This is a genomic window from Ruegeria sp. YKSD179 (genome assembly GCF_059612885.1).
In genome coordinates this window covers 246,207-264,865 of record NZ_JBXWRL010000003.1, presented here as the reverse complement: position 1 = coordinate 264,865, position 18,659 = coordinate 246,207, and the positions used below count along the sequence as shown (strand labels likewise).

The following is an 18,659-nucleotide window of genomic DNA, read 5'->3' as shown; positions in this document are numbered from 1 at the left end:
CGGGTTTTCCACCCGGTTGGCCGTGGATCAACATCGGCTTTGTGAACTCCCTGACTTTTTGAAGCACTTTCGCGCGGTTGGGGCGCGGTAGTCAAACACCTTCTTTGGCAGAATTGTCGCGGAATTGCTAAATAATGGCATGTTTGCCTACACAATAGGTTGAGATTTTGTAATCAACGGCTCGGTCGGCCCTGCTTTGTCGTGGGCGTGGAAAAAAGAAAGAGGTCTCTTGTGTCCGACAATCAAAGCCGTCTGGATCTGTTTATTGATCGAATGGTGTCGCAACGCGCCTGTCTGGATTTTGCCATTTCTGAAACGTCGGATCTTCCCGGCCCGGTTATCGAGTTGGGTTTGGGCAACGGTCGGACGTACCACCACATGAAAAAACATATTCTGGACCGCCCCATTTACGTGTTCGAACGCGCAGTGGCTTCTCACCCCGATTCTACGCCTCCCGAAAATCGGGTGATTCTAGGCGACGTGCGCGAAACTCTGCCGGCTTCGGTTGATCGTTTCGGTGCCACGGCCAGTTTGATTCATGCTGATCTTGGCGGTCACAACCGCGAAAAGAATGATGCCTTTGCCAAGCTGGTTTCGCCACTTGTCCAACCATTGCTGGCTCCGGGTGGCTTGATGGTTTCAAGTGACAGAATGTATTTCGACGGTCTGCAGGAACTGCATCTGCCGCCGGGCGCTGTCGCAGGGCGGTGTTTTATTTACAGACGATGAGCTGCGTTTTAATCACGAATTGAACCTTCTCTTTTCGGCCAAAACCAGCGCTCTAAATTCCTGAAATCTGACTCTACTGGGAAACTGGCGATGCTTTTTTATGATTGTTCGACGGCACCAAATCCTCGACGCGCGAGAATGTTCATCGCGGAAAAAGGGCTCGATATCGAAACCCGCGAAATTTCGATTGCGCGCGCAGAACAGCGCGATGCGGCCTTTCTTGCCGTGAATCCGAGTGCCACTGTTCCAGTATTAGTTACCGATCTCGGAACGACGCTAACCGAAAACCTCGGTATAGCAGCCTATCTGGAGGCCAGTTTCCCCGAACCGCCACTTATGGGGAGAACTCCGGACGAAAAGGGAGCGGTCCTGATGTGGAATGCGATTGTCGAGCAACAGGGTGGCGCGCCAATAGCCGACGCTCTTCGAAATTCGCATCCGGCGTTTGAAGACCGGGCAATCCCAGGGCGCGTTAACTACGCGCAGATACCGGAATTGGCAGAACGCGGGAAGCTTCGCGTGGCGGCATTTTTCGAACTATTGGAGGAAAGATTGCAAAACAGCGCCTATGTAGCCTGTAGCGATTTTTCTCTGGCTGACATTTCAGCATTCGTCTTTGTGGATTTTGCAAGAGTCATAAGGATGCGTATTCCAACTGAAAACAGTGCCACTTTGGCTTGGTTTAAGTCGATTCAAAGCCGACCCAGCGCAAATCTATGATTTTCGCGCGGGTGTAGGTAATCCAACGTTTTATGAACTAGACAGAAATGTCTAGACAGAATTGAACAGTACCACTAGCGTACGCCTCAACATCATCCAGGGGAGGTCGGGATGAAATCCCAATATCGCGTAGTGGTCATTGGTGGTGGCGTGGTGGGCGCCTCGGTTCTGTACCATCTTGCTAAATTTGGCTGGTCGGACGTTGTAATGCTCGAACGGCGGCGGCTTGCATCAGGGTCTTCCTGGCATGCAGCAGGCGGCATTCATGCGCTTAACGCCGACCCCAATATGGCGTCTCTGCAAGCCTACACTATCGACCTATTAAGTGAGATCGAAAGAGAATCCGGTCAGAACATCGGTCTTCACATGACTGGCGGGTTGACGCTGGCCGGAACCCCCGAACGATGGGAGTGGTTGCAGGCCAACTATCGAATTTTCCAATCCATCGGCATTGACGATTGCGAACTTCTTAGCCCGGAAGAAGCGCAAAAGCGTTGTCCGATAATGTCCACTGAGGGTGTCTTGGGTGCCATGTGGGCTGATCGCGAAGGGTATATCGACACGACCGGCACGGTTCAGGCTTATGCCACGGCTGCAAAGAAACGCGGCGCAGAATACTACGAGGAAACCAAGGTCGACGAGTTGATCCAGACAGCAGACGGGTGGCAGGTCGTGACCGACAAAGGCACGATAACCTGCGAACATGTTGTCAACGCCGCAGGTCTTTGGGCCAAGCAAGTCGGACGTATGGCCGGGGTCGAGCTGCCGGTTTCACCCCTGAAGCATCATTACTTGATAACGGATACGGTGCCCGAAGTGGCGGAAGCAGACTTCGAAATGCCAATGACCGTGGACCTCGAAGGGTTCACCTATATGCGGCAGGACCAAAAGGGTGTGCTGGTCGGCATTTATGAGGTCGATCACGAACACTGGGCTATGGATGGTGCGCCCTGGAATTATGGAGAGGAGCTGTTTCAGGAACAGCTTGACCGGATTGAGAATGAACTGACACTTGGTTTTGAACGTTACCCCTCGATTCAGAATGTTGGCATCAAAACATGGGTCAACGGTGCCTTTACCTTCTCACCCGACGGCAACCCTTTGGTAGGCCCGGTACCCGGCAAACGTGGTTACTGGTCGGCGTGTGCGGTCATGGCGGGCTTTCTTCAAGGCGGCGGTGTCGGCAAGACACTTGCCGAGTGGATGATCCACGGTGAACCGGAAGCTGACGCATGGCCGATGGACGTGGCTCGTTATGGGGACTTCGCGCAAAACAAACGTTATATCCGAGAAACCACGGGTCAGTTTTATTCGCGCCGTTTCGTGATGACTTATCCAAACGAACAACTACCCGCTGGTCGTCCGCTCAAAATGGCCCCGGCTCACGATGCGATGACCGAAGCTGGGTGCAAGTGGGGCGTAAGCTGGGATCTTGAAGTTCCTCTGTATTTTGCTCCCAAAGGGTTTGAAGAAACGCCAACTCTAAAACGGTCAAATGCGCATGATATTGTGGCCGAAGAGTGCCGAGTGATCCGCGAAGGCGTGGGTTTAATGGATATCTCGGGCTTTTCTCGTTTTGAAGTCGCGGGGCCGAATGCCCAGGTGTGGCTTGATAAAGTCATGGCTTCGAAGTTGCCTGCGCCGGGAAGGGCAAAGCTGGCACCCATGCTTGGTGAGAACGGGCGGCTCAAGGGCGATTTAACTGTCCTCAACTGGGGCGATGGGACATGGTGGATCATGGGCAGTTACTACCTTCGCGCCTGGCATATGCGTTGGTTTGACGATCACATGATCGAGGGAGTGAATATTCGTGACCTGGGTGAGGAATATTGCGGATTCGCCGTTGTCGGCCCCAAATCACAACAGGTTGTCGAACGATTGGCCGAACAGGATATCTCGGACCTGAAGTTCATGGGCTGCGGAGATTTCGACATCGGCCTTGTACGTGCCCGGGTCGCGCGCATGTCTGTCACAGGCGAAAAAGGGTACGAGATCAATTGCCGCTATGGTGATCATATCAAGTTGCGTCGAATGTTGCTGGAAGCCGGGGCTGGCGAAGGTATTCGCGAATGCGGGTTCAATTCGATGCTGTCTACCCGGCTTGAAAAAAGCTTTGGCATCTGGTCGGCCGAGTTCACGCAGCTTTATACGCCTGGTATGACCGGAATGGATCGTTGGATCGATTGGGATAAAGACTTCGTCGGCAAAGATGCGGCAGTTGCCGAGCGCGAAGGCAACGGCCCATCTCAGGTTCAGGTTACCTTGGAAGTGGATGCGATGGATGCAGACGCCAGCGGGTATGAACCGGTTTGGGCCGGAGGAGAACGTGTCGGGTTTGTGACGTCAGGCGGTTACGGCCACTATACCGGCAAGTCGCTGGCGATGGCGCTGGTGGATCGCGACAAAGCGGAACCGGGAACGGAATTGACCGTGCATGTAGTCGGTGTTGAACGGCCTGCCAAAGTAATCGCACCGTCACCTTATGACCCTCAAGGTAAGGTAATGAGAGCGTGAGCACGACGTCTCAATCCCTTTCGCGTGGCAGGCGGCGACGTGGGCGAGGGCCCGATGCATCACCCGCCGTCATTCGAGATGTAAATTACCGCCAGCTGAGAAACCCATTTCCTCTGATGGAGGTGTTCCCGGCCGATCAAATCGCTGACATGCACGAAACAGCGCTTCGAATGCTGGAGGAATTGGGGATCAAAGTTCTGCTGCCCGAGGCGCGGCGTCTTTATGCAAAGGCGGGGGCAAGGGTGGATGAAGACAGCGAAATGGTCTTTATCGGGCGCGACATAGTTGAAACAGCTGTGGCGTCGGCTCCTAAGTCCATCTTATGCCGCGCTGGTGCGCGACATCGAGACTTCACTTTGGAACTTGGCTCGCTGGTCTTTCAGCCGGGGGCAGGGGCGCCGAATGCAACCGATCTCGTTCGGGGTCGTCGGCCCGCGTCTGGTCAGGACTACTTGGAGTTTCTGAAACTTACCCATCATTTCGATGTGTTCCAGATGATTTCGCCACAGGTCGAACCACAGGACGTTCCGACCCATCTCAGGCATTACTTTACAACCAAGGCGCAGATGGAGCTTACGGACAAGTTCCCGTTCTTCTTTTCGCGTGGCACTCCGCAGGTGTCGGACTGTTTCCAAATGCTGGCAATGGCGCGTGGGTTGTCTGACGAGGAATTTACCAGCAATGCGTATTGCTACACGATAATTAATACCAATAGCCCTCGTACACTGGACATCCCGATGGCTCAGGGGCTGATTGATTTCGCCCGATATGGTCAAATGTCTATAATCACACCTTTCACGTTGATGGGCGCTATGGCGCCGATCACGGTGGCGGGCGCAATTACGTTGTCGCACGCCGAAGCGATGGCGGCTCTCGCGCTTACGCAGATTGCCAATCCGGGCGCACCCGTTTGCTATGGCACGTTTACCAGCAATGTAGACATGAAATCGGGAGCGCCTGCATTTGGAACGCCCTCGCATTTTCAAGCATCTTTGGCAGCAGGGCAGTTGGCCCGGCATTTGGGTTTGCCTTGGCGGTCAGCGGCAGGGTCGGCAGCAAATATCAACGATGTCCAAGCCGCGAATGAGAACCAGTTCGGCCTGTGGGGTTGCCTGATGGCTGGGGCGACGGTCATCATTCACTCCGCTGGCTGGCTGGAAGGCGGCCTGACAGTGTCATTTGAAAAGATGATCTGTGACGCCGAAGTATTGAACATGATCGCGGAGTTGTGTGCCGGTGCGCAGGCAGGAACCTCTGAAATAGGTTTTGATACCGCCCTCAGCGAAGTTGAACCCAGTGGTCACTTCTTTGCCTCCAGCCAGACGATGGAACGTTACAACACAGAATTTTATGAGCCTCATTTGCATGACTACGCCAATTTCGGAACATGGACTGAACGTGGCTCGGTCGATGCCAACCAGCGTGCGACAGGGGTGTGGAAGGGTATTCTGAACGATTTCAAGGCTCCGCCCAGCGACAGCGATCGTATCGGTGCGTTGCATGATTTCATCGCACGCAGAACCGAAGAAGGCGGAGCGCCACCGGAGAGCTAAATGAATACGAAGCCTATTCTGCACCGCGATGATCCCGAAGCCGAACCGCTGGTCGGTAACGTAAAAGTAACACGGGACGATTGGTTGAACGTGGCGATGGACGTTCTGATCTCGGACGGTGTGGACCAGATCAAGGTCTTGAACCTGGCAGAGAGGATGGCTGTTTCGCGGTCGTCTTTTTATTGGTATTTCAAGTCCAGGCAGGAGTTGCTCGACGCCCTTTTGGCTCGTTGGCAGGCTACAAATACCGCAGGTTTGATCAGGCAAGCCGAAGCTCCGGCAGATACAATTACTGCAGCGGTTTGTAATGTACACCGGTGCGTCGTTAATACATCGCTGTTCGACACCGCGCTGGATTTTGCGGTAAGAGACTGGGCCAGAAAATCAGGAAAAGTTCGCCGAATTCTAGACCAATCCGATGCAAAACGGCTGAAGGCTTTGCACGCCATGTTCGCAAGGTATGGCTATCCGGAGATTGAGGCCGAAACACGGGCACGGGTACTTTACTACATGCAGATAGGATACGATCTGGCGCAATTGAACGAGCCGATGGAAACACGGTTATCGATGGTTCCCCATTACCTTTACGTATTTACCGGGGTCGAACCGAAACCCGAAGAAGTGCAAGAGTTTGGAGCCTATTCGCAGCGCCATTGGCAGGGGGACAAGTCATGAGCCAACCAGATGCAATCATAATCGGAACCGGAGTTATTGGCGCCGCAATAGCGTTTGAACTGGCCAAGAAAGGTTGGAAGACCCTTTCGTTGGACCGGAATTCACAGGTTGGGCATGGGTCAACGGCCGGATCTTGCGCAATTATCAGGATGCACTATTCGACTTTTGACGGGACGGCCTTTGCTTGGGAAGGTTACCATTACTGGAGCGATTGGAGCGAGTACCTGGGGTTGCCGGACGACACGCAGTTGGCGCAGTTCCGTGAAACCGGTTGTCTTGTGATGAAGACAGAAGCCAACGGCCTTCTGGACAAGCACAAAGAGTATAGCGCGCAACTTGATTGCCCGTTCGAGGATTGGTCTCCACAACAGATAAAATCGCGGCTGCCAATTTATGCGTTGGACAGTTATGCTCCGGCGCGACGTATGGACGACCCTGAGTTTGGCCATCCAAATGGCAATCAGATGAATGGCGCGGTTTTTTGGCCAAAGGCAGGTTATGTTACTGACCCGGCACTTTCAGCTCAAAACCTGATGGACGCGGGAAAACAACACGGCGCACAAGTTCGGACTGCATCCGAAGTATCGGAAATATTGACCCAAGATGGTCGGGTGTCCGGCGTCCGTTTGACCTCTGGCGAAGAAATCAAGGCTGGGGTCGTGATAAATGTAGCGGGGCCGGGGTCATCTATCATAAACGGAAGGGCGGGTGTTCTGGATGACATGACCATTGAAACGCGTCCTTTGCGACAGGAAGTCGTGCACGTACCTGCGCCCGAAGGATTTGATTTTGAAAACCAAGGTACAATCGTCTCGGATAGTGACATTTCGCTTTATTGCCGGCCTGAACACGGGAACCACATACTGATCGGATCCGAGGATCCCGAATGTGACCCGCATCAATGGTGTGAGGACGACCAGAACTATAATCGAGATTTTACAGATCAATGGACAACTCAGGCGATGCGTTATGCGCAGCGAGTTCCAAGCCTTGGTATTCCGTCCAAAACGCGCGGAGTCGTCGACCTATACGATGCCTCAACCGATTGGATTCCGATCTATGACAAGTCCAGTTTGCCAGGGTTTTATATGGCCTGTGGCACCAGTGGGAACCAATACAAGAACGCGCCCATTGCTGGAAAGATGATGGCAAACCTAATCGAATACTGTGAGGGTGGAGCGGATCACGACTCGCAGCCGATGCAATTCGAATTGCCCTATATCAAGCGGACAATTGACGTTGGCTTTTACTCTCGCAAACGTCCTATCAACGAGGACAGCAGTTTTTCGGTTCTGGGCTAGATTCCTCGTCCGAACGGATTAAGTTTCCCGGAAATGCGGATGAGAAAAAACTCGTTATGGAACAAAAAAAACCTCATGTACTGATCCTTGGCAGCGCACCAACCGCGCTGATGGCAAGAGGTTGGCCAAGCCATAGCTTCACGCACATCGTCGCGATTAACAACGCGTGGCGCATTAGGGCTGATTGGGATTTCCTTATTCACCCCGAGGATTTTCCAACCGATAACCTGCCTCACCACGTCGGCCCGAACCAGCGTGTTGTTACGGCAGAGGATTATGTGCCACTGCAGAACGAATTAGGTGGATTTGTATATGCGGGCGGGACGATGGCCTTTACTGCAGGGTATTGGGCCTTGGCCGCGTTGAAGCCATCGGTGATGGCCTTTTTAGGATGCGACATGGTCTATCCCCGGTCTGGAAATACGCATTTTTATGGCAATGGGGCAGCCGATCCGTTGCGGCCAGATATTACCTTGCGTTCTCTTGAGGCAAAGTCCGCGCGGCTGGCTTTGTTTGGTGCTACCCAAAATTGCAGTGTTGTCCGTCTTTCCGATGGGGAAAGTAGGCTGGTGTTTCCTACTGTTTCTCAGAATAATTTGGATTCGGCGCCGCTGCCCAGCTTCAAAGGGATGACACAGGCTCTCAAACAAGAAGCAGAGATGGGCTATTTCGTGCCCTCCGGTCGGTATTGGGAATGCCAAAGTCGTTTTGACCCAGTCAAAATAGACGAACTGGATAATCTGTGGCTCAAGACTTACCGGAACTCAATTGTGGCTCATGTGGTCTGATGCGGTAGACCGTTCAATAAGTTGTCTACCTTTGCGCGGGCTAAGGTTGCGGCTCGGCTTCTGACCGGGCCATAACCACGAATTCCATCTGCACACCCGAGAGTTTTGATCCAAACTTCGTGCGTGCTTTCATCGTACTCAGCAATCAGTTTCGCTAGCAATTTTTTGTACCAATCCAGAAGATCCCGGTGCAAACGCGCTTCGGAGTGATAAGCGAATGGGTTCAGGGGCGAACCACGCAAACCCTTCATGTGGGCAAGACCAAATAATATCGGCCGTATCCAAACCCCTAGTTCCCATTTCATCGGGCGTCCCTGTTCATCTTTGCGCCAACTCATCAAAGGCGGCGCCATGTGGTAGGACAGCTTCAGATCCCCCTCGAACTGGTCTGACAGCTCATTTGCAAAGTCGTTGCTGGTCATCAGGCGCGCGACCTCAAACTCGTCTTTATAAGACATGAATCGAAAAAGATTTCGCGCGACGGACCGAACCAACTCTTCATCAGCGTTGGGCAAAGCGTTTCGAATGGCGGAGATCCGGTTTGTATAGTCCTCGCCGTATCTAGTATTTTGGTAGTGCTTCAGAAATTCAGCCCGGCGGTCGACCATCTTATCCAAAGGTTCTTGATAAGACGGCTGGCTAAGATCAATTTCCAATCGATCAGGATGTTCAGCAAGCACGCGACCAATGGCAAACGCAAGCCGATTTTTTTCAACCGCAGTGCCGTTAAGCAAAAAGGCCTGAGACAGCGCGGTTCCCGAAACCGGGACCAAACCCTTCTGCCACGCGTATCCCAATAATATTACATTTGCGAATACGGCGTCTCCCAGCAGCTTTTCGGCGGCAGCGTTGGCATCCACGCCCCAAAGATTTTTTGCCCCCAAAACTTGCTGGATCGCTTTTTCACGACTTGCGATATTCAGTTTCGCGTCTCGGTGCAGAACCAGATCACCGGTTGGCATTTCGGCACGGTTCAGAATAACGCGTGTTTTGGTGCTGTAGTGAACGGATGCCTTGGGCCCTGAACTGACTACGGCATCACAGCCGATAACCGCATCGGCGGATCCGCGGTCAATGCGAACCTGGTTCAAAGCTTGCGGCTCGGACCCAAGCCGGATGTAGCTTAGGACAGTTCCGAATTTTTGAGCGAAACCGGTGAAGTCCAAAACCGAAGCGCCTTTGCCCTCAAGATGAGCGGCCATGGAGATCAAAGCTCCTACAGTAACGACACCGGTGCCGCCGACTCCGGTCACGAGCAGGTCAAAGGGTTTGTCCAAGGACGGCAATTTCGGCACTGGCAGCGCTGCCTCTAAGTCACACGGGTTCAGCGCAATTTCTCGTGTACGCCGTTTTGCGCCGGTGACTGTTACAAAACTGGGGCAAAACCCGCTGAGGCAGGAAAAGTCTTTGTTACAAGAGCTCAAATTTATCTTTCGCTTACGGCCAAGCGATGTTTCTCGAGGCTCTACGCTCAAGCAATTTGAAGTGACCGAACAATCCCCACAGCCTTCACACACAAGATGGTTGATCCAGACAAACCTATCGGGGTCTTGCATGCTGCCACGCTTACGTCGGCGGCGTTTTTCCGTAGCGCACGTCTGTTCGTAGATCAAAACAGTCACGCCGGGAACATCGCGTAACTCACGCTGCAGGGCGTCCATTTCGCTGCGGTCGTGAAAGCTGGTTCGATTGGGGAAGTCGGAGTAGTTAAATTTCTTGATGTTATCAGAAACCAACGCGATCCTTTCGACTCCTTCTGCCCTGCATGTCTGGGCGATGCCGGGGACGCTGACAGGGCCGTCTACAGGTTGGCCCCCCGTCATTGCGACCGCGTCATTATATAGAATCTTGTAGGTTATATTCGTGCCAGCCGCGACGGCCTGCCGTATCGCGAGCGAACCAGAGTGATACCATGTTCCTTCGCCCAGATTCTGGAAGATGTGTTTGCCTCCATTGAATTGAGAAGACACCACATGGGGTACACCCTCGCCGCCCATCTGCGCATAACCCACGGTCTGACGGTCCATCCAAGATGCCATTACGTGGCAACCAATCCCGCTGGCTGCGGTCGAACATTCGGGGATTTTTGTCGAACTATTGTGTGGGCAGCCCGAGCAGAAATATGGTGTTCGAGTAGCTCCGGGCACGTTGAGCAATTGAGGCGGTGTGTCGGTCAGCGCACTAGCTTTCGCAGGCAGGTTTTCTTCTGGAAAGAACGTGTTAAGCCGTTGGGAAATTATGGGGACGAGCATCAATGGGCTGAGTTCACCGGTCCATGGAATCAAAGGCTCGCCATGACTGTCGTATTTTCCCACCATCTTATGCGGCTTTTCACCGGGCCAGTCGTAGAAGTATTCCTTGAATTGGCTTTCAATGATCCCACGCTTTTCTTCGACAACCAATACTTCTGACTTACCTTTGACAAAGCGCAGCGCATTGCGCCGGGCGAGTGGCCAGACCATTCCCACTTTGTAGATATCAATCCCCAGACGTCGACAAGCGGCTTCATCAAGGCCAAGCAGTCGCAGTGCCTCCATTAAGTCCAGATGCCCCTTGCCCGTGGTAACAAAGCCAAACTTAGCGTTATCGATATCGTATATCCGCCGATCAATTGGGTTGGCTTCTGCAAAAGCACGCACGGCTCGCAACTTGTGTTGAATACGCGTTTCAATTTCTGGAGAAGGCAAATCAGCTGACCGTACATGCAGGCCATTTTCAGGCAATTCGATTTGTGGCAGCGAGAAGTTTCGATCTGGCCTTAGTTCAATTGATTGGGCGCTTTCTACTGTCTCTGAAATTGCCTTGAATCCAATCCACGCTCCCGAAAAGCGGGAAAGCGCAATCCCGTATTCTCCGAACTCCAGATACTCGTCCACCGATGCCGGGTTCAGCGTCGGCATAAACCAAGACATAAAGGCCACGTCAGATTGATGGGGCATTGATGAGCTAACGCAACCATGATCGTCGCCTGCCACCACCAGTACTCCGCCCATTGGGGCTGAACCGTAGGCGTTACCGTGTTTTAAGGCGTCACCTGACCGGTCCACGCCGGGTCCTTTGCCATACCACATGGAAAAGATCCCTTCGACCTCGCAATTCGGATCAAGCGAAGCTTGTTGCGCCCCCAAAATCGCCGTTGCACCCAAATCTTCGTTAACAGCGGGCATAAACTTAATTTGGTTGTCTTTGAGCCTTTTTTGGGCGCGCCAAAGTTCCAAGTCCAATCCGCCCAGCGGGGATCCGCGATACCCCGAGACAAATCCGGCCGTGTTCAGTCCGGCTTTCTTATCGCGACGGGCCTGATCCAACATGATCCGCGCCAAGGCCTGTGTGCCAGTCAGGAAAACCCTGCCGGCTGTCATGTCGTAACGGTCTTGTAACTTGTATGTCCGGGGTGAGGGTTCGTGGTGGCTCATGCTGTCGTCCGAAGTCTGCCAGATTTCTTGGTTATTTTACTCGGATAATCGTGGAAATACGTACCTTTTTATCAGCCTAAGGCACCATCAGTCGAAAAATTTGGTCGATTATTGTCAAAAATTGACTATTTTATTCGCTATGACTTTCATCGAAGAAAAAGATCATCGGATACTGAAGCTGCTGCAGGAAGACAGTCAAATGTCTAATGCGGAATTGGCCGAGGCGGTGGGAATGTCGCCGTCAGCTCTTTGGCGACGAGTGCGCGCGCTTGAGGATGCCGGGATCATTCGACGCTACGGAGCGGTTGTCGATCCATCTGCTATGGGGCTGCATTTCGAAGCGATTGTTCATGTTCACCTTACCCGGCACGACCCGGAAAGAATCGTCGAATTCATTCGTGCGGTTGAGCTGAATTCGGACGTTCAAGAGTGTTACGCGACCACCGGTCAGGCAGACTATCATCTGCGTGTTTTGTGCAAGGATTTGGCAGGGTACAACGTATTTCTCGAGGAATTTCTCTTCCGCCTTCCGGCCGTTGCGAGCGCGCAAACCAACGTGGTTTTACGCACGATCAAAAGAAATCGGCCAATTGTTCCTTAGAAACTAGGCCGCGAAAAAAACCCATGCCCAGGCCATCGCGATGTAGGTCAGGTTGTGCAAACACTGATCCAACCCTGCCGCGCGCCAAAATGCCGCCTGATTTGGTTGTAGGCGTTTCTTGTCGGAGTAGCTTGCCTTTGCAAAGTCGATATGAAAGTGAACAATCCATTCCAGAGCCGCGACAATTAGAATGAATTCCACTGGCGCGCGGAACAGAGCAAATATAATCACTGACCCCAAAACATGTACAGCGGCATGCTGGGCCCGCCCGAGATGAAAGTATGTGCCACGCCCCGAAAGCATTTTGGGCGTTTGCAAGTAATAGTCGGCAAACATGTGCTTTATCTGCAGTAGACAGAGCAAAAGCAGCACGGTGCCTATCGTCGCAGGCAAATGAATCCTCCCGATATCGTCCTCGTTAGAAGATTAGGGTGGAAATCCGTGAGGTGCAAATGAACTTGTTCACACAACGCAAAATTGTCTCGAATCGGAAATTCATTTGCGTATTCGGATATGAATGCGGTAAATTCTTCGTATTGTATTCACGTTCAAATCAATGATTTGACTGACGGATCAGCAGTGGGGCGGGTTCCATAGAACGAACGATTTTTCAGTTCATCTGGAAATACTCCAAACGCGATCAGTTGACCTTGCTGGCCGTGACAGCGACTTTGTTCCCTTTGCTATACCTCACGCTTGAATTGCCCAAGCGCATTATCAATGACGCGATTGGTGCTTCAAGTTCGATCATAAATGTGTTGGGTTTCGATCTGCCACAGACAACGTTCCTGATCATTCTATGCATCGCATTTTTATTCGCGGTCTTGGCCCACGGTCTAATGAAAATGCGCATCAACACCATGAAGGGCATTCTGAGCGAACGGATGTTGCGTCGTTTTCGCTATCAATTGATCAATCGGGCGCTCAGGTTCCCACAGCCATATTTTGAGCGGGTCAGCCAAGGCGAAATGGTTTCGATGATCACCGCTGAAAGCGAACCAATGGGCGGGTTGATGGGTGACGCGATCAGTCAGCCTGTCTTGCAAGCTGGTCAGATGATAACCATCCTGTCCTTTCTGTTCCTTCAGAGCTTCTGGTTCGGGCTGGCAGCTATTGCATTGATACCGCTGCAAGCTTGGCTCATTCCTAAGCTTCAACGGCAAATCAACCTGTTGAACAAAACTCGTATTCAAGAGGTTCGTGTTCTGGCTGCGCAAATCGGTGAAAATGCTGCAGGTGCCGCCACTCTGAGGGCCAACGGCGGCTGGCGGTACCGTCGCTCCATGATTTCAGATCAGCTGAGCAGGCTTTTTGCAATTCGTTTCGAGATCTATCAAAAAAAGTTTTTCATGAAGTTTATCAATAACTTCATCTCGCAACTGACACCATTCTTGTTTTATCTGGTTGGCGGATTATTGGTTTTACAAGGGTCCGTATCGTTAGGGGCATTGGTAGCTGCGCTTGCGGCTTACAAGGACTTAAGCTCTCCGTGGAAAGAGCTTTTGACATATTACAACCAGACCCAAGATATGTCGCTTCGATGGGACGTGGTAATCGAGCGGTTTGCCCCCACTGGAATGCAGGACGAAGCTTTGTTCGAAGGGGAGCCGAAAGATCGGCCGCATTTGAACGGGGACATTGTTTTGGACAGAGTTTCTGTGCGCGACATGGACGGAAATCAGGTGTTGGACGATCTGAACCTTAAGTTTCCCGCCGGAAAAACAATTGGAATAGCGGCCCCAAGCGAAGAAGACCGGCGGGCAATGGCCGAGCTTTTGACGCGTGAAATCCTGCCCGGTTCGGGGCATGTCAAGATTGGCGATCATGATCTTGCATCGTTGCATCAAGCAGTCGTGGCCGCACGGATCGGTTATGCGACCTCGAGACCTGTAATGTTCCAAGGTTCCCTGGGCGATAATGTGATGATGCCGATGCGGTATAGACCTGTTTCGATACCAGAGGCGGATTCGGAGTTTGCCGAAACTCTGCGTGCAGGCAATAGTGACGATCCCTTCCGCGCCGATTGGCTTGACCCCTCGTTGGCGGGATTAAAAAGTCCCGAAGAACTGCGCGATTGGTGGTTGAAGTTAATCGACGGGATGGGGTCGGGGGCAGCATTATTCCAGCGAGGAGCAGACCAAGTCTTTGATCCCGAAGAACATCCAGCGTTGGCCCGAAAGTTGGTTGAACTGCGGCCCATTGTGCAACAGGCAGTGCGACGGGCCGAACTTGACCAACAAGCGTTGATTTTTGATCGAAAGGTTTACAACCCCGCATTGCCTGTCGCAGAGAACCTTTTGTTTGCAACGCCGCGCGTTCCCGTCACCCAAGAGTTGTTGGCCCAGCAGACTGTTTTTCTGGGTCAATTACGGGAATTGGGGTTGGATGAGACTTTGATTGGATTGACCCGTGACGTCATCGATATGCTGCGTCAGATCTTTGGCTTGGACGGTACGGATCACCCGCTGTTTCGCAAACTCGGCCTTCAGGCACAGACTTACGAAGCCGCCGTCGAACTCGTAGAACGCACCCGGCAAGAAGGGGCTTCTGGGTTGGATGACGGGCAACTGGCCAATTTGCTTGCTGTTCCCTTCGTTATATCTGCAGAACAGATTGGCCCCGCATTTACCGATGAATTGAAGAACCGCATATTGGAATTACGAGCCAGTCATTCTGATAAGTTAATGGAGCGTTTGCAGGATGTGTTCGTGCCGCTGAATCAAGCGGAATTTGCTCCTGGGCTCACGGTCATGGAGAATGCACTATTCGGAAAAGTCAGTCAGATTGGGGGAGGTCGGTCTGACGAGGTTCGCAAACTTATTGCTGACGTTCTTTCGGAAAATGGAGCACGATCACTTGTGGTGGCTCTAATTTACGACATTCCAGTCGCGCTTGGCGGTCAGAACCTGCCCGCCGTCTTTGCCGAGCCGCTCGCATTTACCCGGGCAACAATAAAAAAACCCGACATCCTTATTCTGGAAAATGCGTTGGCTAGCTATGACATGGAAACGCAAGTGGCCGTATATAAAAACTTGCGTGAGTTGCTGCCCGAAACAACGGTCATCTACCTCAATGATCAGTTTCAGAATCCAAATGTGTTCGACATGTACGTTGAAATCCGCCAAGGTCGTGTTGTGACAGACGAAAAACCAGAGGACGTGGAAGAAGACAGTGCCTCTTCTGCTGACCTTGCGCGTAAGCTGCGCGCACTGGAACAGACACCGTTGTTTTCGGGTCTGGACAGGAGGCAGTTACGGCTGCTTGCGTTTGGTGCGCGTTGGTTCAACGCGTCTGCTGGTGAAGTCATTTTTCTTAAGGACGATCAACCAACCGACGGTGCATATGTGGTTCTTGAGGGCGAGGCAGGTTTGTATCTGCCACAACCTGACGGGCCGGATAAACTGATCTTGACTGTTGGCTCGGGGGCTTTAGTAGGTGAACTCGGCTTGATCCGAAAAGAACCCCGCGCGCTCAGCATGATCGCAGAGTCAGATCTTGCTTGTTTGCGCATTGGGGAAGAGGAATTCCTGGCCGTGGTCGAAAATGACGCCGCCACCGCATTCAAGCTAATGCAGGTTATTGCTGGATATGTCTCGAACTAATCGGGTTGTGTCGTCGGAACGCAAAACAAACTGTACAGCAGCTCGATGGTCTGCGCAGTCTTCCCGTCACTTAATGCATAGTAAATCGTTTTCCCATCCCGACGGGTTGTGACCATCCCCTCTTCGCGAAGACGGGCAAGCATTTGGCTGACTGTCGCCTGACGCATGTCCAGAAGCTTCTCTAACTCCCCAACAGAGTACTCACCGGCGCTAAGATGGCAAAGGATCATCAAGCGCCCTTCATGGCCAAGCGCCTTGAGGAACGCAGCCGCATTGGCCGCGCTTTCCTTCATGTTGTGCGGCGTCTCGGGGGGTAGTACGTTGGGTCCAGGGTGATGGGCGTTCACGGGAGGTCCAGTCGACAGATTGGAGTTGGCACAATATGCCTTATTCAAGTCAAGTTTGTCACCCCTCTGTCGCGGGTGCGCCGCCCTGAAACGCGTTTCCGTTGACGTAATCACATGGATCTTCCTGCATCTGCAAATGCAGCCCATCCCCAGAATATGGGTGCGCGCGCGCCAACTCCTCGTCGACTTCGATCCCAAGGCCGGGCGCGGTGGGAGGGACCACAAAACCGTCCTGAACCTTGATCGTCCCCTTAATCAATTGATCGTGGAAAGGTGTTTCGATGGTTTCCAGCAACAACAGGTTCGGTATCGACGCTGCCAGGTGAATGTTAGCGGCCCATTCAACTGGCCCCGCGTACAGATGCGGTGCCATTTGCACGTTAAACACTTCAGCCATGGCGGCCACTTTTTTCATTTCCCATATCCCGCCAGCGCGGCCCAAAGCAGGTTGCAAAATTTCAGCCGCGCCTGCGCGCATAACAGCCCCGAATTCTGCCTTGGTGGTCATCCGCTCGCCTGTCGCCACGGGAATACGTACATTCCGGGCGACACGAGCCATATCCTCAATCATGTCAGGTGGCGTCGGTTCCTCATACCAGAGAGGTGAATAAGGCTCTAACGCCTGGCCAAGACGAATAGCGCCGGCTGTATTGAACTGTCCGTGAGTCCCAAATAACAAATCTGCCTGATCCCCGACCGCTTCGCGAATAGCTTTGCAAAATGCGACCGACATTGAGATGTCGGACATTGCAGGCATATGCCCACCCCGGATTGTATATGGGCCAGCCGGGTCGAACTTGACTGCAGTAAACCCTTTTCGCACCATTTCAGCTGCGCATTCACCGGCCTGTTCCGGAGAAGTCCAAAAGTCGGTGAGGTTATGGTGAGGCAGTGGATAAAGATATGTATAAGCCCTGATTTTTTCATTCATTCGCCCGCCCAACAGCGCATAGACAGGACGGCTACGATCCTTACCCAGGATATCCCAACAAGCGATTTCCAAGCCGGAAAATGCGCCCATTACTGTCAGGTCAGGCCGCTGCGTGAAACCGCTTGAATAGACTCGGCGGAACATCAGCTCAATGTTTTCAGGGTTTTCATCGGCCATGTGTCGGTCGAACACGTCGCGGATCACGTGTTGCATGGCTTCGGGCCCGATTGACGATGCATAACACTCGCCCCAACCGGTAATACCTGTGTCAGTAGTTACTTTTACTAGTATCCAATACCGTCCGCCCCACCCTGGGGCTGGCGGGGCAGTGACAATGATATCGAGATCCTGCAGTTTCATTCGCTGTCCTTTCAGGGACTCAATCTTTGCCGAACATGATCACGTTGCGCTTTGCTGAACCAGTTTTTGTGTCTTCGATCGCCTCGTTGATCTGGCTTAAAGACCAACGGCCCGAAATCAATTCATCCAACTTCAACCGCCCTTGTTCATAAAGATCGACCATCCATGGGATATCACGTTGAATGACTACATCGCCCATTTTTGATCCAACCATACCTTGCGCAACCGCGGCCAAAATTACAGGCTCATAGCTGGCTTGCGCTCCGGAATGGGGCATGCCGATCATCACGGCCTTGCCACCGCGTCCAAGGTATCGCGGAGCCTGATCGTAGGCCGGTATCGCGCCAACGGTGATCAGAACGGCATCCGCGCCTCGCCCACCAAAAGCCTTGTAAGCGGCCTTCCACGGCTCGCTCAGAGTCGCAAGGACGCCATGAGTCGCTCCGAACTCTTTAGCGATATCCAGCTTCTCTTCTGTCATGTCTACGGCGACGATGCGACGTGCGCCGGCAATGCGCGCACCCTGAATTGCGTTCAGACCGACACCGCCAGCACCGATCACCACAACATCTTGACCTGGGCGCAGGGCCGCCGCGTTAACGGCTGCTCCAACCCCGGTAATAACGCCGCAGGACAAAAGACTGGCGACGTCCTTTGGCATCGATTGAGGTATTTTTACGATCTGGCGATGGCTAACCACGACTTTTTCAGCAAAGGCACCGCAAGCCATAGCTTGTTCCAGTGGCTCGCCATCAGCCGTACGCAGCGGCCCTTTGACGGTGTCATAAGGCGTTTCGCAAATGGTCGGCTTTCCGCCAGCGCAAGACGGGCAGGTGCCGCAAGCACGGATGAGTGTCACGACCACAGGGTCGCCGACATTGAATTCTCCGGCACCTTCACCCAATGCCGTGATTACACCAGCGGCTTCGTGGCCGTACACTGCGGGTAAAAACCCACCCCAGGCACCACTGGCATATGAAATATCGGAATGGCAAATTGCTACGGCTTCCAACGTGACTTCGACTTCGCCCATACCGGGCGGCGCGATCAGAATATCCTCGATGACCAATGGGTCGCCAAAAGCATGGCAAACTGCGGCTTTGATGGTTTGCATATTTGTCC

General features: G+C 52.9%; 14 protein-coding genes. 9 read left to right on the top strand and 5 right to left on the bottom strand.

What is annotated here, in order from left to right; all coding sequences use genetic code 11:
• The first annotated feature begins 231 nt into the window (after positions 1 to 231).
• The 7 genes from AC2FNE_RS03090 to AC2FNE_RS03060 all read left to right on the top strand — a co-directional run bounded on the left by AC2FNE_RS03090 (position 232) and on the right by AC2FNE_RS03060 (position 8,280).
• Positions 232 to 729: a class I SAM-dependent methyltransferase gene (locus tag AC2FNE_RS03090; protein ID WP_170604547.1), complete on the top strand. Its 498-nt coding sequence runs from the start codon at positions 232 to 234 to the stop codon at positions 727 to 729.
• Between the two features lie 90 nt (positions 730 to 819).
• Positions 820 to 1,449, top strand: a complete 630-nt coding sequence (locus tag AC2FNE_RS03085; RefSeq protein WP_496804752.1) for a glutathione S-transferase — start codon at positions 820 to 822, stop codon at positions 1,447 to 1,449.
• A 111-nt stretch (positions 1,450 to 1,560) separates the two neighbouring features.
• Positions 1,561 to 3,963: a GcvT family protein gene (locus tag AC2FNE_RS03080; RefSeq protein WP_496804751.1), complete on the top strand. Its 2,403-nt coding sequence runs from the start codon at positions 1,561 to 1,563 to the stop codon at positions 3,961 to 3,963.
• Positions 3,960 to 5,516: a trimethylamine methyltransferase family protein gene (locus AC2FNE_RS03075; RefSeq protein ID WP_170604552.1), complete on the top strand. Its 1,557-nt coding sequence runs from the start codon at positions 3,960 to 3,962 to the stop codon at positions 5,514 to 5,516. Before AC2FNE_RS03080 ends, AC2FNE_RS03075 begins: the two co-directional genes overlap by 4 nt.
• Positions 5,517 to 6,191, top strand: coding sequence for a TetR/AcrR family transcriptional regulator (locus AC2FNE_RS03070; protein ID WP_170473916.1), 675 nt, complete (start codon positions 5,517 to 5,519; stop codon positions 6,189 to 6,191).
• Positions 6,188 to 7,492, top strand: coding sequence for an NAD(P)/FAD-dependent oxidoreductase (locus AC2FNE_RS03065; RefSeq protein WP_496804750.1), 1,305 nt, complete (start codon positions 6,188 to 6,190; stop codon positions 7,490 to 7,492). Before AC2FNE_RS03070 ends, AC2FNE_RS03065 begins: the two co-directional genes overlap by 4 nt.
• Positions 7,493 to 7,548: 56 nt before the next feature.
• Positions 7,549 to 8,280, top strand: a complete 732-nt coding sequence (locus tag AC2FNE_RS03060) for a hypothetical protein (protein WP_496804749.1) — start codon at positions 7,549 to 7,551, stop codon at positions 8,278 to 8,280.
• On the opposite strand, the gene AC2FNE_RS03055 is transcribed toward AC2FNE_RS03060, so the two are convergent.
• The gene (locus tag AC2FNE_RS03055) at positions 8,268 to 11,696 is read right to left on the bottom strand and encodes an indolepyruvate ferredoxin oxidoreductase family protein (protein ID WP_496804748.1); all 3,429 of its coding nucleotides are present in this window, start codon (positions 11,694 to 11,696) and stop codon (positions 8,268 to 8,270) included. The two genes, AC2FNE_RS03060 and AC2FNE_RS03055, sit on opposite strands and share 13 nt — an antisense overlap.
• Positions 11,697 to 11,835: 139 nt before the next feature.
• Between AC2FNE_RS03055 and AC2FNE_RS03050 the strand changes: the two genes are divergently transcribed.
• The gene (locus AC2FNE_RS03050; protein WP_170473905.1) at positions 11,836 to 12,297 is read left to right on the top strand and encodes an Lrp/AsnC family transcriptional regulator; all 462 of its coding nucleotides are present in this window, start codon (positions 11,836 to 11,838) and stop codon (positions 12,295 to 12,297) included.
• A 3-nt stretch (positions 12,298 to 12,300) separates the two neighbouring features.
• Here AC2FNE_RS03050 and AC2FNE_RS03045 read toward each other — a convergent pair whose 3' ends face one another.
• Entirely contained in the window at positions 12,301 to 12,690 is a 390-nt protein-coding gene (locus AC2FNE_RS03045) for a DUF3307 domain-containing protein (RefSeq protein ID WP_496804747.1), read from the bottom strand.
• A gap of 212 nt (positions 12,691 to 12,902) precedes the next feature.
• On the opposite strand from AC2FNE_RS03045, the gene AC2FNE_RS03040 reads away from it, so the two are divergent.
• Positions 12,903 to 15,899, top strand: coding sequence for an ABC transporter transmembrane domain-containing protein (locus tag AC2FNE_RS03040; protein WP_496804762.1), 2,997 nt, complete (start codon positions 12,903 to 12,905; stop codon positions 15,897 to 15,899).
• Here AC2FNE_RS03040 and AC2FNE_RS03035 read toward each other — a convergent pair.
• From AC2FNE_RS03035 to AC2FNE_RS03025, 3 genes are all read right to left on the bottom strand, one after another.
• A complete protein-coding gene (locus tag AC2FNE_RS03035) occupies positions 15,896 to 16,192 on the bottom strand; it encodes an ArsR/SmtB family transcription factor (RefSeq protein WP_170473899.1) in 297 nt (98 codons plus the stop codon). The genes AC2FNE_RS03040 and AC2FNE_RS03035 overlap by 4 nt on opposite strands.
• 112 nt (positions 16,193 to 16,304) lie before the next feature.
• On the bottom strand, positions 16,305 to 17,537 hold the full coding sequence (locus AC2FNE_RS03030) for a mandelate racemase/muconate lactonizing enzyme family protein (protein ID WP_170604560.1): 1,233 nt from the start codon (positions 17,535 to 17,537) through the stop codon (positions 16,305 to 16,307).
• Between the two features lie 19 nt (positions 17,538 to 17,556).
• Complete coding sequence (locus AC2FNE_RS03025; protein WP_170473893.1) at positions 17,557 to 18,651, bottom strand: zinc-binding dehydrogenase; 1,095 nt, start codon at positions 18,649 to 18,651, stop codon at positions 17,557 to 17,559.
• Positions 18,652 to 18,659 lie beyond the last annotated feature (8 nt).

Excerpts from the sequence above, each read along its gene's own strand:
- AC2FNE_RS03050 (WP_170473905.1), top strand. The coding sequence starts at position 11,836 with ATGACTTTCATCGAAGAAAAAGATCATCGGATACTGAAGCTGCTGCAG.
- AC2FNE_RS03055 (WP_496804748.1), bottom strand. The coding sequence starts at position 11,696 with ATGAGCCACCACGAACCCTCACCCCGGACATACAAGTTACAAGACCGT.
- AC2FNE_RS03070 (WP_170473916.1), top strand. The coding sequence starts at position 5,517 with ATGAATACGAAGCCTATTCTGCACCGCGATGATCCCGAAGCCGAACCG.
- AC2FNE_RS03035 (WP_170473899.1), bottom strand. The coding sequence starts at position 16,192 with ATGAAGGAAAGCGCGGCCAATGCGGCTGCGTTCCTCAAGGCGCTTGGC.
- AC2FNE_RS03085 (WP_496804752.1), top strand. The coding sequence starts at position 820 with ATGCTTTTTTATGATTGTTCGACGGCACCAAATCCTCGACGCGCGAGA.
- AC2FNE_RS03025 (WP_170473893.1), bottom strand. The coding sequence starts at position 18,651 with ATGCAAACCATCAAAGCCGCAGTTTGCCATGCTTTTGGCGACCCATTG.
- AC2FNE_RS03030 (WP_170604560.1), bottom strand. The coding sequence starts at position 17,537 with ATGAAACTGCAGGATCTCGATATCATTGTCACTGCCCCGCCAGCCCCA.
- AC2FNE_RS03065 (WP_496804750.1), top strand. The coding sequence starts at position 6,188 with ATGAGCCAACCAGATGCAATCATAATCGGAACCGGAGTTATTGGCGCC.
- AC2FNE_RS03080 (WP_496804751.1), top strand. The coding sequence starts at position 1,561 with ATGAAATCCCAATATCGCGTAGTGGTCATTGGTGGTGGCGTGGTGGGC.
- AC2FNE_RS03060 (WP_496804749.1), top strand. The coding sequence starts at position 7,549 with ATGGAACAAAAAAAACCTCATGTACTGATCCTTGGCAGCGCACCAACC.